Below are 16,277 nucleotides of genomic sequence, written 5' to 3'. Positions count from 1 at the left end.
GCCTGTGAGCCTTTTCGGCCACTGAGCCAGGCACGAACGAACGGAGAGACCCGCTGTGACTCGCACACCCCAGGCCGCCGCCGAGGAGGCCGCCGCCGACCTGCGCTCGCGCACCGGTGTGGACGGCTACGACGTCGCCCTGGTCATGGGATCGGGGTGGGCGCCCGCGGCCGACCTGCTCGGCGCGTCCGGGCACGAACTGGCCTCCGCCGACCTGCCCGGCTTCGTACCACCGGCCGTGGAGGGCCACAGCGGCACCGTCCGCAGCATCAGCGACGGCGAGCGCGACATCCTCGCCTTCCTGGGCCGCACCCACCTGTACGAGGGCCACGGCACCGCCGCGGTCGTGCACGGTGTGCGCACCGCGGTGGCGGCCGGGGCCAGGACGATCGTGCTGACCAACGCCGCGGGCGGCATCAACCCCGCCTACCCCGTGGGGTCCCCGGTCCTCATCGCCGACCACCTCAACATGACCGCGCTCTCCCCGCTGACCGGTGCGACCTTCGTCGACCTCACCGAGACCTACGATCCCGGCCTGCGCGATCTGGCCCGCGCGGTCGACCCCACCCTGCCCGAGGGCGTGTACGCGGCCATGCCCGGCCCGCACTTCGAGACCCCCGCCGAGATCCGCATGCTCAGTGCCATGGGCGCCGACCTGGTCGGCATGTCCACCGTTCTGGAGGCCATCGCCGCGCGCGAGGCGGGCGCCCGGGTCCTGGGCCTGTCCCTGGTCACCAACATCGCGGCCGGGCTCCAGGACGCCAACCTCGACCACGAGGACGTGCTGGCCACCGGCAGGGAGGCCGCGGGAACCGTCGGCCGGCTGCTCGCCGACATCGTCGCCAAACTGTGAAGGGAAGCGGTTCCCCGATGACCGCCGGCATCCTCGACCAGGCCGGGCGGTGGCTCGCCCAGGACCCCGACCCCGACACCCGCGTGGAGTTGTCGTGCCTGGTGGAGCGTGCCGAGCGGGGTGAGGCCGCGGCCCTGGCCGACCTCGCCGACCGCTTCGGCGCGCGCCTGGAGTTCGGCACCGCCGGGCTGCGCGGCGCACTCGGCGCGGGCCCCAACCGGATGAACCGGGTGGTGGTCATGCGGGCGGCGGCCGGGATAGCCGCCTGGCTCGGCGACGGTCCCGGACACGTGGTGATCGGCTACGACGCGCGGCACCGCTCGGCGGACTTCGCGCGCGACAGCGCCTCCGTCCTCACCGGTGCCGGGCACCGGGTGTCCCTCCTGCCCGGACCCCTGCCCACCCCCGTCCTGGCCTTCGCCGTCCGCGACCTGGGCGCCGACGCCGGAATCATGGTCACCGCCAGCCACAACCCGCCGCAGGACAACGGCTACAAGGTCTACGCCGGGGCCGGCAAGGCGGGCGGCGACGCCGACGCGGGCACGCAGATCGTCGCCCCGGCCGACGCCGAGATCTCCGCCAGGATCGACGCCGTGGGACCGGTCGGCGACCTGCCCACGGGCGAGGACTGGACGGTGCTGGGGCAGGAGGTCGTGGACCGCTACCTGGACGCGGTCACCGCCCTGGTCCCGGACGGGGACCGCGGCCTGGCCACCACCTACACCGCCATGCACGGTGTGGGCGGCCGGGTGCTGCTGGCGGCGATGGAGCGGGCCGGGTTCCCCCGGCCGTCCGTGGTCGACGCCCAGTTCGACCCCGACCCCGACTTCCCGACCGTGGACTTTCCCAACCCGGAGGAGCCCGGCGCCATGGACATGGCGCTGACCACCGGCGCCGCCGACGGCTCCGACCTGGTGATCGCCAACGATCCCGACGCCGACCGGCTCGCGCTCGCGGTCCCCGGACACGGGCTGCTCACCGGCAACGAGGTCGGCGGCCTCCTCGCCGAGTACGTGCTGGACCACACCACCGGGTCCGACCGGGTGGTGGCCACCTCGATCGTCTCCTCCAGCCTGCTCGGCAAGATCGCCCGCGACCGGGGGGTGCGGTACGAGGAGACCCTCACCGGCTTCAAGTGGCTGGCGCGCGCGGGCGGGCCCGGGCAGCGGCGGGTCTTCGCGTTCGAGGAGGCGCTGGGCTACTGCGTGGGCGGTGACGGCGGCCGTCCGGTCTCGGACAAGGACGGGATCAGCGCGGCCCTGGTGGCGTCGGCGCTCGCGGCCCACGCCAGGCGCGAGGGCCGGACGCTGCTCGACCTGCTCGACGACCAGGCGCGCCGGTACGGACTGCACCTGAGCGACCAGCTCTCGGTACGGGTGGAGGACCTCGCGGTGATCTCCGCGGCGATGCGGCGGTTGCGCGCCGAACCGCCCGCCGCGTTCGGGCCCCTGCGTGTGGCGGGAGTCGACGACTTCGCCGCCGGACACGCGGGTCTGCCACCCACGGACGCCCTGCGCTTCCGGTTGGAGGACAGGGGACGTGTGACGTTGCGCCCTTCGGGGACGGAGCCCAAGCTGAAGGCCTACGCCGAGGTGGTGCTGGATGTGGACGGCGACGTCGCGGCCACCCGCGCACTGGGCTCGGGCCTGCTCGCCGAGCTGATGGCCTCGGTCGCCGGGGTGGTCAGGGGTTGAGGGTCCTCACTCGCTGTCGGCGGGTTCCACGACCGGTCGGTGTACGACCTCGTCGATGACGGTGAGCGTCTGGGTGGACGTCACACCGGGAAGGGACTGCAACCGGGTCAGGATCAGGTCGCGTAGTTGGTTGGTGTTGGCGACACGGACGAGGAGGACTATGTCCGCCGAGCCCACGACGTACCAGCAGTACTCGATCTCCGGGTAGGAGGACAGGATCTCCCGGTTGGCCCGCCAGTCCGGCTGACTGCCCGAGATGAGGACGAGCGCGGTGACACCGAGCCCCATCTTGGAGTGGTCGGTCACCACGGAGTAACCGCTGATGACGCCCTCGTCGGTGAGCCGCTTGATCCTGTTGTAGGCCGTCGCCCGGGACACGTTGGCCAGTGCGGCGATCTCGGTGATTCCGGTCCGCGCGTCCTTGGCGAGGGCGCTCAGGATCGTCTGGTCGGTCGTGTCCGGCCGCCGGCCGTTCCTACGTTGGTCGCCCATGGCCATGTGCGTGCTCCTCGTGTGCTCTTGTTTTCAGGATGGGGCCCCTTGTCATCGTCATTGACCGGGGCTAACGAAGTACCAGGTAAACGTTGTTTCCGTCCATCGGAATCTCAGCCGGCGAGACCGGGGGTGGGGGCGGGCCGGCCGCCGGGGTCGTGGTGACCGGGGGAGCGGGGACCCTCGTACGGGGCCGACGGACGGGGAGCGCGTCGGGGTGTCCGACTGTACCCATGGTTGACGCGGCTGGCGGGTCGCAGGTTTCCCCGACTGGCGGGTAACCACACCGCGATACCCGGAACGAGACAGAAGTTCTCGCCGAAGGGCCTTTCGAGGCTTCATGTGTCGTAGATTCGTGGGTTTTCGTTGACGGGGCGTTCGGGTTACCGCGAACATGCGAACTCGGCGTCGATTGAACACCGTGTGTGGTGATTCTAGCGCCCTCCGTGAGAACGGGCGCGGGCGGTGGGGGTGGGCGCGTGCCTCCGGCGGTGTCCTGAGGTTCGTGAGGGTTGGTGGTGGTTCCTATGTGTATAGGGCCGTGTGTCGTTTTCGTGGGTCATGTGAGCTAGGTGCTAGACGATCGAGGACGGACTGAGTCATCTCGTCCCTGTGTGTATCAATTATCTGTTGATATCTAGCGAAAGTGTCGAATCTTCCGGAGAATCAACGTAAGGACATGACCACCCAGCCCGGTCCGCGTCACCACACGCGGCAGGGCCACGTTGGGAGCCGCTCGACATGCCAACCCACGAGTCAGCGGGCCGGGGAACCATCACCGTGGACCACCTGCCCCCCGACCTCACCTGTGCGCTCTACCGAGACATGAGGACCGCGCGCGACCTGGACACCGAGGCCATCGCCCTGCAGCGCCAGGGCGTCTTCCCCGCCTACGTGTCCGTGCGCGGGCAGGAGGCCGCCCAGGTCGCCAGCGCCTCGGCGCTGGACCCCGCACGCGACTTCGTCTTCCCCACCTACCGCGAGATGGCCTCCGCCCTGGCCTACGGCGTGGAGATGGTCGGCTACATGGCCACCCACCGCGCCCTGTGGCACGGCGGCCTCCACGACGTCATGGCCTCCCGGTTCGGCGCCGTCAACGCCGTGGTCGGCGGCCCCGTGCCGCACGCGGTCGGATGGGCCGTGGGGGAGCGGCTGCGCGGTGACGAGGGCGTGGCCCTGGCCTACTTCGGCGACGGCGCCAGCTCCGAGGGCGACATCCACGAGGCGATGAACTTCGCGGGGGTCTTCGGAGCCCCGGTGGTCTTCTTCTGCCAGAACAACCAGTGGGCGCTGTCGGTGCCCAACGAACGCCAGATCGCGGGCGGCTCCGTCTCCGCGCGGGCCGAGGGTTACGGCATGCCCGGCGTCCTGGTGGACGGCAACGACGCGGGCGCGGTCTACGAGGCCACCGCCGAGGCCGTGGCCAGGGCCCGCCGAGGCGAGGGCCCCTCCGTCATCGAGGCGCTCACCTACCGCGTCGAGCCCCACTCCACCTCCGACGACCCCAGCCGCTACCGCGACGGCTCCGAGACCGAGCGCTGGCGCGACCGTGATCCCGTCAGCCTGATGCGCGAGGCCCTGCTCGCCGCCGGGCACGCCGACGAGGCCCGCCTCGCCGAGGTCGACGCCCGGGCCGCACGGGAGGCCGAGCGCGTCCGCGACGGCGTGGCCAACGCTCCCGAGCCCGACGGCTCGGACCTGTTCACCCACGTCTTCCGGGAGACCACCGAGGAGCTGACCCGGCAGCGCCGCATCTGGCAGGAAGAGGTCGAGCTGTGACCGAGCTGATCGAACGCGCCGACACCGCCGCCGACGCCCCCGTGGTCGAGCTGTCCATGCAGCAGGCCATCAACCGCGCCCTGCGCGACCTGCTCACCGAGGACCCCGAGGTGCTGGTCTTCGGTGAGGACGTCGGCGCCCTGGGCGGGGTCTTCCGCGTCACCGACGGGCTCCAGAAGGAGTTCGGCGACAAGCGTGTCTTCGACACCCCCCTCGCCGAGTCCGCCATCATGGGCATGGCGGTCGGCTTGGCCATGAACGGCTGGAGGCCCGTCCCCGAACTGCAGTTCGACGGTTTCGCCTATCCCGCGATCGACCAGATCGTCAACCAGGTGGCGCGCATGAACTACCGCACCCGTGGCGCGGCCCCCATGCCGATCACCCTGCGGCTGCCCTCCTTCGGCGGCATCCAGGCGCCCGAGCACCACGGGGAGAGCCTGGAGGCGCTCTTCGCGCACACCCCCGGCCTCAAGGTCGCCGTGCCCTCCGGCCCCGCCGACGCCTACAGTCTGCTGCTGCAGTCGGTGCGCTCCGACGACCCCGTCGTCTACATGGAGCCCAAGGCCCGCTACTGGGACCGCAGGCCCGTCCGGCTGCGCGAGCCCAGCGACCCCATCGGTACCAGCCGCATCGTGCGTCCGGGCCGCCACGCCACTCTCATCGCCTGGGGTGCCATGGTGCACCGCTGCGTGCAGGTGGCCGAACTGGCCGCCGAGGACGGTGTGGACCTGGAGGTGCTGGACCTGCGCTGGCTCAAGCCCATCGACGCCGCCGGACTGGCCGCCTCGGTCTCGCGCACCAGACGCGCCGTGGTCGTCCACGAGGCGCCGCTGACCGCCGGGCTCGGCGCGGAGGTCGCCGCCCTGGTCACGGAGAACTGCTTCCGGGACCTGGCCGCCCCCGTCCAGCGCGTCACCGGCTTCGACGTGCCCTACCCCGCGGGTCCCCTGGAGCCGCAGTACCTGCCGACCATCGACCGCGTCCTGTTCGCGGTGCAACGGACCCTGGAGTACTAGAGCGACATGGCACAGGAGAACTTCACCTTCACGCTCCCCGACCTGGGCGAGGGCCTGGTCGAGGCGACCGTCCTCGAATGGCAGGTCGCCGTGGGCGACGTGGTCGAACGCAACGCGCCCCTGGTGGAGGTGGAGACCACCAAGTCCGCGGTGGTCATCCCCTCGCCCAAGGCGGGCAGGGTCGTCGAGCTGCACGCCGAGGAGGAGCAGGTCGTGCCCGTGGGCGACCCCCTGGTGACCTTCGAGGTCGAGGCCGCCGCCGACGCGCCCCAGGCGGGCATCGTGGGCCGGGTACCCGCCGAGGAGGCACGGCCCGCACGCAGGGTAAGGCTCAGGCCTCCGTCGGACTGACGGCGGCACCGGGCCGCCGAGGACACCGTTACGGAGAAAACCACGAACAGTGGCGCCTGTGGGCGTCCACTGTTGGGAGAAATCTCCGAGTGCGTCTTTGGCGGCCCTCTCACATTCTCCAGAGACAGGGATTGAGGGTTCCATGTCCGCGAATCTCGCCGGCGACGTGACAATGCGCTATGTGGATTTGCGTCCGCAGGCCTCCGGGGGCGGAGTTCCCGTACTTTTGCTGCACGGTTTCGGCACCGATTTCAGCATGAATTGGCGTGCCGCCGGATGGGCCCAGGCCCTGGAGGCGGCCGGGCTGCGGGTCATCGGGCCTGATCTGCGCGGCCACGGCACCAGCGACAAACCGGCCGACAGCGCCTCCTACCTGCCCGAACACTTCGTCGCCGACCTTCTCGCCATGCTCGACGAGTTGGGTGTGGACAAGGTCGACGTGGTCGGTTACTCGATGGGCTCGCGTCTGGCCTGGGAACTGGCGTTGACCGCGCCCGAACGGGTCGGACGTGTGGTTCTCGGTGGTTTCGGGCCGAAAAATGCCTTTGCCGGAGCGGACCTGTCCGACCCCGGTTCCGGGGACGCGCCCTTCGATCTCGTCTACCGCACGGTGGCGGCCCTGCCCGGCAACGACGCCGCCGCGCTGGCCGCCTGCGCGCGCGGCCAGGCCTCACGCCCCTTCGACGCGGACCCACCGCTCACCGGGATCCCCCTGCTGCTGGTCTCGGGTGCCGGGGACACGCTCGCGGAGGGCGCGGCCGAGCTCGCCGAGCGCTGCGGCGGAACCCACGTGGAGGTCCCCGGCCGCGACCACGCCAACGCCGTCTCCTCCCGGCTCTTCAGACAGGCCGTGTTGGACTTCCTCGCGGACTGAGTCCACCGCCCCGCCGTCCCGCCCCGCCGTCCGACGCGGTCAGTCCGGTCTAGACCGGCTGGTTCCCACGTGCTGTTGTGACAACCTGTGAGCACGTGCGAGCCGAACGTGGTAATGCCGTGTCGGCGCGGGGAACGGGGCGCGAAGAACGCAATGTCGAAACGGGGCCGACCGCTTCGGGTGCGTGTTCGGTGACTCCCGAGTAAGGCCCCGTGTCGCTCCGCTCTCGCCTTCATAACAACTCCGTCCTTTGGTTCGATGTACTTTCGACCACCGGATATCGTCCGGCTGCAGAACTCAGTTCGGTCGCGCGCGAATGCTGGCCGCTGAGAGTGCGTAAGGGGAGTGAGAAGTGAAGCGCAGCAACGCAGTCAGGTTCGCCGCCGTCGCGGCAGCCGGTGTGATCGCCCTCACCGCGTGTGACAGCGCGGCGGAGGAAGGCGGCGACGGAGGCGGCGACGAGGAGTCCGCCTCCGCACTGCAGGTCGGCCTGGCCTACGACGTCGGCGGTCGCGGCGACCGCTCCTTCAACGACTCGGCCTACCGAGGACTGTCCCAGGCGGCCGAGGAGCTCGGTGTCGAGACCACCGACTTCGAGCCCAGTGACGGCGAGGCCGACTCCGCGAAGGAGGAGCGCCTGGCGACCATGGCCGAGGAGGGCTTCGACGTCGTCATCGCGGTCGGGTTCGCCTACGACAGCGCCGTCCAGGAGGTCGCGGCCGAGTACCCGGACGTCCACTTCGCCATCGTGGACTCCGAGATCGAGGGCATGGACAACGTCACCAGCCTGGTCTTCGCCGAGGAGCAGGCCTCCTTCCTGGCCGGTGCCGCCGCGGCACTGAGCACCGAGGAGGACCACGTCGGCTTCATCGGCGGTGTCGAGACCCCGCTGATCCACAAGTTCGAGGCCGGGTACGTCGCGGGTGCCGAGCACGTCACCGAGGGCATCGACGTCGAGGTCGACTACCTCAGCCAGCCGCCGGACATGAGCGGCTTCAGCGACCCGGCCAAGGGCCGCGAGCTCGCCCAGGCCCAGTACGACCGCGGCGCGGACGTCATCTACCACGCCGCCGGAGCCTCGGGCAACGGCGTCCTGGAGGCGGCCGTCACGAACGACTTCACCTTCATCGGCGTCGACAGCGACCAGTACGAGAACGCCGAGGAGGACCAGAAGCCGTACGTGCTCACCTCCGCCATCAAGCAGGTGGACGTGGCCGTGTTCGAGCTGATCAAGGCCGCCACCGAGGGAGAGGCCGAGGGCGGCATCCAGCGCTTCGAGCTCGCCGACGGCGGCGTGGACTACACCCAGTCCAACGAAGAGGCGATCAGCCCGATCCAGGACCAGCTGGAAGAGATCAAGCAGCAGATCGTCGACGGCGAGATCGAGGTCCCGACCGAGCCGTAGACAGTGTTCCTTCGGACCTCCGCTTCGCTTTGGTCCGTGTTCGAGCGCCCAAGGAGCGGGAACCTTCGGGGCCTACGGTGTGACTGCTCGTTCCTCGCAGTCCCACCTCCGGCGCCTCCAGAACCCCGCGGGCGCCCGGACCGGTCCCCTGGGGCCCGGTCCCAAGAAACACAGTCACCGCGGGGCGGGACCCGCGGTGGCCGCATCCACGGGCGGTACCGGACCGGGTGACCCCGGGCCGGTACCGCCCCGGTTGCCGTTTCGCGACGGGGGCGCCCGGAAGCGGCCGCGATCCGGCCCCTCCGGCCCGCGCCACGCCGCAAGTTCACGAGGAGACAGATGAGCAGCACGCCATCGGGCGACGGGGGCCTGGAGCCCCCCGCCGTTGAGCTGCGCGGGATCACCAAGCGTTTTCCCGGGGTCGTGGCCAACCACGACATCGACATCACCGTGGCTCCCGGTACCGTGCACGCCATCGTCGGCGAGAACGGTGCGGGCAAGTCCACGTTGATGAAGACCCTGTACGGCATGCACCGCCCGGACGAGGGCCACATCCACGTCAGGGACCGCGAGGTGCGCTTCCACTCGCCCTCCGACGCCATCCGCAGCGGCATCGGCATGGTGCACCAGCACTTCATGCTCGCCGACAACCTGACCGTGCTGGAGAACGTGGTCCTGGGTGCGGAGCGCCGCTTCGGCATCGGCAACCGCGCCCGCACGCACATCCGGACGCTGTCCGACCAGTACGGGCTCGGAGTCGAGCCCGACCGCCTGATGGCGGACCTGGGCGTCGGCGAGCGCCAGCGCGTGGAGATCCTCAAGGTCCTCTACCGCGGCGCGCGGACCATCATCCTCGACGAACCCACCGCCGTCCTGGTCCCGCAGGAGGTCGACGAGCTGTTCGACAACCTGCGCGAGCTCAAGCGCGAGGGCCTGACCGTCATCTTCATCTCCCACAAGCTGGACGAGGTGCTCTCGGTCGCCGACGAGATCACCGTGATCCGCCGCGGCACCACCGTGGCCACCGCGGACCCGGGCACCACCACCGCCCAGGACCTGGCCACGCTGATGGTCGGCGGCGAACTGCCCGTGCCCGAGCTGCGGGAGTCCACCGTCACCGACCACGTCGTGCTGTCCCTGGACGGGGTCACCGTCCACTCCCCCGACGGCCGGGCCGTCGTGGACGGGGTCAGCGTGGACATCCACCGGGGCGAGATCGTCGGTGTCGCCGGTGTGGAGGGCAACGGCCAGTCCGAGCTGATCGAGGCCATCATGGGCATGCGCCAGCTGGCCTCGGGGCGCATCTCCCTGGAGGAGCACGACGTCACCGGCTGGTCCACGCTGCGGATCCGCGAGGCGGGTGTGGGCTACATCCCCGAGGACCGGCACCGTCACGGCATGCTGCTGGAGTCCCCGCTGTGGGAGAACCGCATCCTGGGCCACCAGACCAAGGAACCCAGCGTGCGCGGCCCCTGGATCAACAGGACCGGGGCGCGCGCCGACTCCGAGCGCATCGTCGCCGAGTACGACGTGCGCACCCCCAACATCGACGTGGTCGCCGACGCCCTGTCCGGCGGCAACCAGCAGAAGTTCATCATCGGCAGGGAGATGAGCGGGTCCCCGCGCTTCCTGGTCGCGGCACATCCCACCCGCGGTGTGGACGTGGGCGCCCAGGCCGCCATCTGGGAGCAGCTGCGCGACGCCCGCGCCGCCGGTCTGGCGGTGCTGCTGGTCTCCGCCGACCTGGACGAGCTGATCGGTATGTCCGACACCCTGCACGTGATCCTGCGCGGCCGCCTGGTCGCCCAGGCTGACCCGACCACCGTCACGCCCGAACAGCTGGGCTCGGCCATGACCGGTGCCGGACTGGACGGGGCCGACAAGAGCACGGAAGGTGAGGGCGGCACGCATGAGTAGGATTCCCCGTCCCGACACGGGCCTGCCCGCACCCGCGGCGCTGGGCGCCTCCCTGGCCCTGGGAACGCTGCTGACCGTGGTCCTGGACACGGCGCTGCTGTGGTGGGTGGCGCTGGTCATCGGCGTCGTGGCGGCCTTCGCCGCCGTGGCCTGGACCGGGCCCCTGGTGCCCGGCGGGCGCGGCACGGGCGCCGTCGGCGCCCGCGAGGAGCGAACGGTCCTGCACACCACCCTGGTCGTCCCGACGGCCCTGGTGCTGTCGGTGGTCTCGGGCCTGCTGACCGCATGGTTCCTTGACCTGTCCCTGGTCGAGCCGGTCGCCGCCGCCCTGGGCGCCCTGGTCGGCTCCGCCGCGGCGTTCCTGCTGTTCCACCGGCTGTCGACGATGCTGGCGCTGTCCTTCGCCGCGGTCCTGGCCGCGGGTGTCATCGCCATCGCGGTCACCGCGGCCGTGCTGTACTTCAGCGGCATCCCGCCGCTGGCCACGTTCGACCGGATGGTCGAGTACGGCACCAGGCCCGACAGCCTGGTGCGGGTCATCAACGACGGCACCACCTACTACCTGGCCGCCGTCGCCGTGGCGATCGGCTTCAAGATGAAGCTGTTCAACATCGGCGTGGACGGCCAGTACCGGCTCGCCGCGCTGCTGGCGGCCGCCGTGGGCGGCTACCTCGTGCTGCCTCCGGTGCTCAGCCAGATCGTCATCATCGTCACGGCCGTGGCCGTCGGCGGAGCGTGGGCCGGTATCGCCGGCTACCTCAAGGTGACCCGGGGCGTGTCCGAGGTGATCTCCACGATCATGCTCAACTCGATCGCCACCGGTATCACCGCCTACCTGCTGAGCACCGACCGCCTCGCGGTGGAGATCAGCACCAACAACATCGGCACCCCGCCCATGCCCGAGTCGTCCTGGGTCCCGGGCATCCCCGCGGGCTTCCTCGGCTCCGACGACAGGATCTTCGGCTTCGTGTTCCTGGCCGTCGCGGTCGGTGTCGGCTACTGGGTGATGCTCAACCGGACCCGCTTCGGCTTCGAGCTGCGGGCCACCGGCGAGTCGCAGACGGCGGCCGAGGCCAGCGGCGTGAACGTCAGGAAGATGGTGTTCCTGTCCATGCTCTTCTCGGGCATGGTCGCCGGCCTGGTGGGCCTGCCCCAGCTGCTGGGCAGTTCCTACTACTACGCCCTGGACTTCCCGACCGGTATCGGCTTCATCGGTATCGCCATCGCCCTGCTGGGCCGCAACCACCCGGTGGGCATCGTCTTCGCCTCCCTGTTCTGGGCCTTCCTGAGCCAGGCGTCGGGCATCCTGCCCTTCGACGGCATCCCGCAGGAGATCGCGGTCATCTCGCAGGCCACCATCGTGCTCACCGTCGTGGTGGTCTACGAGGTCGTGCACCGCTGGGGCCGCCGCTACCAGCAGCAGCAGATCGGCAAACAGCTCGGCACCACCGCCGGGTCGACCACACAGGAGACGGAGACCGTGTCCCCGGTACACGGGGGCGGGAGCGCCGACGGCGAGGACACCGTTCCCGACTCCGACGGCAAGCGCGGCGGGGAGGCCCAGTGAGCCAGGAGATCAACGTGATGGAGCCGGTGGCCAAGGCCCCGCGGCGGCCACGGGGGTGGTCGCGCTGGCGCTTCCTCACCCTGTTCGGCGCGGTGCTGGTGTCCCTGTCGGGGCTGCGTGTCATCACCGGCCAGGACATGCTCACCGACGCGGGCACCATCAACACCACCATCACCTTCGCGGTACCCATCGGCCTGGCCGCCCTGGGCGGTCTGTGGTCCGAGCGCGCGGGCATCATCAACATCGGCCTGGAAGGCATGATGATCCTGGGCACCTGGTTCGGTGCCTACTTCGCCTGGTCCACGGACAACCCGTGGATCGGCCTGCTGGCGGGCGTGCTCGCCGGTATGGCGGGCGGGCTCCTGCACGCCGTGGCCACGGTGACCTTCGCGGTGGACCACATCGTCTCCGGCGTGGCGATCAACATCCTCATGCTCGGCGCCATGCGCTACCTGTCGATCCTGGTCTACTCCGACGTGCCCGGCGCGGGCGCGGCCCAGTCGCCGATGGCGCCGTCGTTCCCGGTGTGGGGCCTGCCCTTCGTCGCCGACGTGCTCGGCCCTGTCGCCGACAGCGGGATCTTCCTGGTCGCCGACCTGGCCTCGCTGGTGGTCGGCGCGACCACGTACATGCCCGCGCTGACGGTCGTCGCGATCCTGATGGTCCCGCTGACCTACCTGGTGCTGTGGCGGACCACCTTCGGCCTGCGGCTGCGCTCGGTGGGCGAGAACCCCGACGCCGCCGAGTCCCTCGGTGTGCCGGTGTACAGCCTCAAGTACGTCGCGGTGACCGTCTCCGGCGGCCTGGCCGGCATGGGCGGTGTGTTCCTGGCCATCGTGGCCTCGCAGATCTACCAGGAGGGGCAGACCGGCGGTCGCGGCTTCATCGGTCTGGCCGCGATGATCTTCGGGAACTGGCGCCCGGGCGGACTGGCCATGGGCGCGGGCCTGTTCGGCTACACCGACGCGCTCCAGGTGCGCGGCGGCGGCGCGGCCGTCCACGCTCTGCTGCTGCTCCTGGCGGTGGCCCTGCTGGCGGTGGCCCTGTGGCAGGTGCGCCGGGACCGCAAGGGACTGGCCGCCGCCGGTGCGCTCATCGGGGTCCTGCTGCTGATGTGGTACTTCTCCACCGACTCGCTCCCGCGCGAGCTGGCCACCTACAGCCCGCACATCACCACCCTGCTGGTGCTCTCGCTGGCCTCCCAGAGGCTGCGGCCGCCCGCCGGGATCGGCAAGCAGTGGAGGGCGAGCCGGTCATGACGGACGGACCCCCGGACTCCCGGACCGTGGACTGGGCGGAGCTGCGGACCGCGGCCCGCCAGGCCATGGCCCGGGCCTACGCGCCCTACTCGAACTACCCGGTGGGCGCGGCGGCCCTGGTCGACGACGGCCGGGTGGTCAGCGGCTGCAACGTGGAGAACGCCTCCTACGGGCTGGGCCTGTGCGCCGAGTGCGGACTGGTCAGCGCCCTGTACGCCTCCGGCGGAGGCCGCCTGAGGGCGTTCAGCTGCGTGGACGGCCGGGGGGAGACCCTCATGCCGTGCGGGCGCTGCCGACAGCTGCTGTTCGAGCACGGCGGTCCGCACATGCTGGTGGACACCCCCGAGGGAGTCCGGACCATGGACCAGGTCCTGCCGCAGGCCTTCGGCCCGGACGACCTCACATAATCGATTAGCCCGATCAGTGCCCCGCCTCCCCGGACGCCGCCCGCCTCGCGGCGACCGGGGAGACGTGTTTTCCCGCCAGGAAGGACATGACATGGACGTCATCGAGGTCATCCGAGCCAAGCGCGACGGGGGCGAGCTCACCCCAGGACAGATCGACTGGGTGATCGACGCCTACACCCGGGGCGAGGTGGCCGAGGAGCAGATGTCGGCGCTGGCCATGGCGATCTTCCTGCGGGGGATGAACCGGACCGAGGTCGGCCGCTGGACCGAGGCGATGCTGGCCTCGGGGGAGCGCCTGGACTTCTCCGACCTGGACCGGCCCACCACCGACAAGCACTCCACGGGCGGGGTGGGCGACAAGATCACCCTGCCGCTCACCCCGACCGTCGCGGCGTGCGGCGCGGCCGTGCCGCAGCTGTCCGGGCGGGGGCTGGGCCACACCGGTGGAACCCTGGACAAGCTGGAGTCGATCCCCGGCTGGCGGGCGTCGCTGTCCACCGGGGAGATGCGGCGGGTGCTGGACTCCACCGGCGGGGTGATCTGCGCGGCGGGGTCCGGGCTGGCCCCGGCCGACCGGAAGCTGTACGCGCTGCGCGACGTGACCGGGACGGTGGAGTCCATCCCGCTGATCGCGGCCTCCATCATGAGCAAGAAGCTCGCCGAGGGCACCGGCTCGCTGGTGCTGGACGTCAAGGTGGGGTCGGGCGCGTTCATGAAGGACGTCGCCTCCGCCCGGGAGCTGGCCCGCACGATGGTCGACATCGGCAACGACCACGGGGTGCGCACGGTCGCCCTGCTCACCGACATGGCCACGCCGCTGGGCCGCCGGGTGGGCAACGCGCTGGAGGTCGCCGAGTCGGTGGAGGTCCTCGCCGGCGGCGGGCCCGCGGACGTGGTGGAGCTGACCGTGGCGCTGGCCCGGGAGATGCTGGCCGCGGCCGGGCTGACGCCCGGGGAGAACGGGGTCAAGGACCCCGCCGAGGCCCTGCGGGACGGCAGCGCCCTGGCCTCCTGGAAGCGGTTGGTCCGGGCGCAGGGCGGTGACCCGGAGGCGCCGCTGCCGGTGGCCGCCGAGCACCGGGTGGTGCTCGCCCCGGCCACGGGCACGGTCACCCGGCTGGACGCCTACCAGGTGGGGCTGGCCGCGTGGCGGCTGGGCGCGGGCCGGGCCCGCAAGGAGGACGCGGTGTCCTTCGGAGCCGGGATGACCCTGCACGCCAAGCCGGGCGAGGAGGTCGTGGCGGGAGAGCCCCTGTTCACCCTGTACGCGGACGAGGCGGAGCGGTTCGAGCGCGCGGCCGAGGCGCTGGAGGGCGCCTTCGACATCGACCCGGAGGCCGGCTACGAGGCCCGGCCGCTGGTGATCGACCGGATCGCCTGACCTGCTTCCGGAGGGCGGCTCCGCCGCTTTCCGGACCCTCGGGAGGGTCCCGTGCCGGGCGCCGCCGGCCAGGGCCGTCCTCAGAACGTGGGCTGCTGCATCTCCGCGCCGGCCGGCATCAGGATGTACGTCACGACCGCCAGGAGCACCAGCAGCAGGCTCACGATCAGCGCCGTGGTGGCCACCCACCGCGCCCAGGGTCGGGTTCCGGCGCCGGCCATGAGGAGTGAGATCCCCGCCGCCAGCGCCGCGACGGCGGCCGCTACGCCGCTGATGACCACCTGGGTGGAGAACTGCGCCACCTGGTTCGAGGGAACCGGCTGGTCGCCGATGAGGAGCATGGTGGTGAAGAGCTGGAACAGCTGGCCCGAGAGTACGGTCACGGCGAGCAGGACCAGCGAGGTCAGGGCGAAGGTCTCCGCCGAGAGGATGCCACCCGGGCCGGGCTCCGCGGGAGACTCCCCCTCCTCCCGCGGGGCGGCCGCCTCGGCCCCGGCGCCCTCCTGGGGCGCGAACGAGGGCTCGGCCCCGGTGGTCGGTGCGTCGTCGGCGGCCCGGGCGTGGTCGGCATCCCAGGCGCGGTCGTTCGGTTCGCGGTCTTCCGGTGATGTGCTCACGTGGCCAACGTATCCGCGGAAGCACCAAAGGAGGTTCTGTGAAACGCCCACTCGTGTATTCGGTATGGCAACGGCGGGCAAGGAGCCTTCCCGTCGGCCGGCGCCCCGTCCGGGGTCCGGGCCCGCCGGGTGCGGCCGAGGGCTCAGGGGGACTGGGGCAGGTTCACGAAGGTCAGGACCGAGACCAGGAGCAGTAGGGCGCCCGTGATCACGGTCGCCGCGGCGGCCCAGCGGGCCCAGGCCCGTGTGGAGGCGTTGCCCCGGAACAGCGCCACGGCCCCGGCGAGCACGGCCAGGGCGCTCAGGCCGCCCGCAGCGGCCACCTCGCCCGTGTACATGCTGATCTCCCCCCGGCTCTGCACCGTCGGGATCCCGCCCACGAAGAACCAGCCGAAGAGCTGGAGGAGCCGGGTGTTGAGGGCGACCAGGGCGAACAGCATCAGTCCGATGACGCCGAAGGTCTCGGCGGAGAACAGTCCGCCCGTCGCGGGGGCCGTCCCCATCGGTGTGCCCGCGAGGAAGGCGTCGCCCGCCCCGGTGTCCGTGGCGGAGGCCTCGGCCGCGGTGTCCGTGGTGGAGGCCTCGGCCGCTCCGTCCTCGGGAGAGGAGTGGTCGGCGGGGTTCTTGTCTTCTGGAGAGGTACTCACGGCGCCAAAATACCGCGC

The 16,277-nt window shown here is 71.2% G+C and carries 15 protein-coding genes; 12 read left to right on the top strand and 3 right to left on the bottom strand.

Features of this window, described 5'->3' with window-relative positions:
- Positions 1 to 55 precede the first annotated feature (55 nt).
- On the top strand, positions 56 to 853 hold the full coding sequence (locus FYX01_RS00155) for a purine-nucleoside phosphorylase (RefSeq protein WP_150236351.1): 798 nt from the start codon (positions 56 to 58) through the stop codon (positions 851 to 853).
- A 17-nt stretch (positions 854 to 870) separates the two neighbouring features.
- Positions 871 to 2,547 (top strand): phospho-sugar mutase, encoded by a 1,677-nt coding sequence (locus FYX01_RS00150; RefSeq protein WP_150236350.1) that lies wholly within the window; start codon positions 871 to 873, stop codon positions 2,545 to 2,547.
- Positions 2,548 to 2,553: 6 nt separating this feature from the next.
- Here the strand turns inward: FYX01_RS00150 and FYX01_RS00145 are convergent, their stop codons facing one another.
- Positions 2,554 to 3,045 (bottom strand): Lrp/AsnC family transcriptional regulator, encoded by a 492-nt coding sequence (locus FYX01_RS00145; protein ID WP_150236349.1) that lies wholly within the window; start codon positions 3,043 to 3,045, stop codon positions 2,554 to 2,556.
- Positions 3,046 to 3,780: 735 nt separating this feature from the next.
- On the opposite strand from FYX01_RS00145, the gene FYX01_RS00140 reads away from it, so the two are divergent.
- The 10 genes from FYX01_RS00140 (at position 3,781) to FYX01_RS00095 (ending at position 14,995) form a co-directional block, all read left to right on the top strand.
- A complete protein-coding gene (locus tag FYX01_RS00140; protein ID WP_150236348.1) occupies positions 3,781 to 4,818 on the top strand; it encodes a thiamine pyrophosphate-dependent dehydrogenase E1 component subunit alpha in 1,038 nt (345 codons plus the stop codon).
- Positions 4,815 to 5,834: an alpha-ketoacid dehydrogenase subunit beta gene (locus FYX01_RS00135; RefSeq protein WP_150236347.1), complete on the top strand. Its 1,020-nt coding sequence runs from the start codon at positions 4,815 to 4,817 to the stop codon at positions 5,832 to 5,834. Before FYX01_RS00140 ends, FYX01_RS00135 begins: the two co-directional genes overlap by 4 nt.
- Before the next feature lie 6 nt (positions 5,835 to 5,840).
- A complete protein-coding gene (locus tag FYX01_RS00130) occupies positions 5,841 to 6,185 on the top strand; it encodes a biotin/lipoyl-containing protein (RefSeq protein WP_150236346.1) in 345 nt (114 codons plus the stop codon).
- A gap of 172 nt (positions 6,186 to 6,357) precedes the next feature.
- On the top strand, positions 6,358 to 7,059 hold the full coding sequence (locus FYX01_RS00125) for an alpha/beta fold hydrolase (RefSeq protein ID WP_394350419.1): 702 nt from the start codon (positions 6,358 to 6,360) through the stop codon (positions 7,057 to 7,059).
- A 352-nt stretch (positions 7,060 to 7,411) separates the two neighbouring features.
- On the top strand, positions 7,412 to 8,464 hold the full coding sequence (locus FYX01_RS00120) for a BMP family lipoprotein (RefSeq protein WP_150236344.1): 1,053 nt from the start codon (positions 7,412 to 7,414) through the stop codon (positions 8,462 to 8,464).
- A gap of 339 nt (positions 8,465 to 8,803) precedes the next feature.
- Positions 8,804 to 10,381: an ABC transporter ATP-binding protein gene (locus tag FYX01_RS00115; protein WP_150236343.1), complete on the top strand. Its 1,578-nt coding sequence runs from the start codon at positions 8,804 to 8,806 to the stop codon at positions 10,379 to 10,381.
- Entirely contained in the window at positions 10,374 to 11,948 is a 1,575-nt protein-coding gene (locus FYX01_RS00110; protein ID WP_150236342.1) for an ABC transporter permease subunit, read from the top strand. The genes FYX01_RS00115 and FYX01_RS00110 overlap by 8 nt, the downstream gene beginning before the upstream one ends.
- Positions 11,945 to 13,207: an ABC transporter permease gene (locus tag FYX01_RS00105; protein ID WP_150236341.1), complete on the top strand. Its 1,263-nt coding sequence runs from the start codon at positions 11,945 to 11,947 to the stop codon at positions 13,205 to 13,207. The genes FYX01_RS00110 and FYX01_RS00105 overlap by 4 nt, the downstream gene beginning before the upstream one ends.
- Positions 13,186 to 13,614: a cytidine deaminase gene (locus FYX01_RS00100; protein WP_150236340.1), complete on the top strand. Its 429-nt coding sequence runs from the start codon at positions 13,186 to 13,188 to the stop codon at positions 13,612 to 13,614. The genes FYX01_RS00105 and FYX01_RS00100 overlap by 22 nt, the downstream gene beginning before the upstream one ends.
- A gap of 91 nt (positions 13,615 to 13,705) precedes the next feature.
- Positions 13,706 to 14,995 carry a thymidine phosphorylase gene (locus tag FYX01_RS00095; RefSeq protein WP_150236339.1) on the top strand — a complete coding sequence of 430 codons (1,290 nt, stop codon included), beginning with the start codon at positions 13,706 to 13,708 and terminating at the stop codon, positions 14,993 to 14,995.
- An 80-nt stretch (positions 14,996 to 15,075) separates the two neighbouring features.
- On the opposite strand, the gene FYX01_RS00090 is transcribed toward FYX01_RS00095, so the two are convergent.
- Positions 15,076 to 15,612 carry a hypothetical protein gene (locus tag FYX01_RS00090; protein ID WP_150236338.1) on the bottom strand — a complete coding sequence of 179 codons (537 nt, stop codon included), beginning with the start codon at positions 15,610 to 15,612 and terminating at the stop codon, positions 15,076 to 15,078.
- A gap of 143 nt (positions 15,613 to 15,755) precedes the next feature.
- Positions 15,756 to 16,259 carry a hypothetical protein gene (locus FYX01_RS00085; protein WP_150236337.1) on the bottom strand — a complete coding sequence of 168 codons (504 nt, stop codon included), beginning with the start codon at positions 16,257 to 16,259 and terminating at the stop codon, positions 15,756 to 15,758.
- Positions 16,260 to 16,277 lie beyond the last annotated feature (18 nt).

The sequence above is a fragment of the Nocardiopsis quinghaiensis genome (assembly GCF_008638365.1).
In the GTDB taxonomy this organism is placed as follows: domain Bacteria; phylum Actinomycetota; class Actinomycetes; order Streptosporangiales; family Streptosporangiaceae; genus Nocardiopsis; species Nocardiopsis quinghaiensis.
The sequence above is the reverse complement of the archived record's forward strand: the minus strand, read 5'-3'. Positions and strand labels throughout refer to the sequence as shown.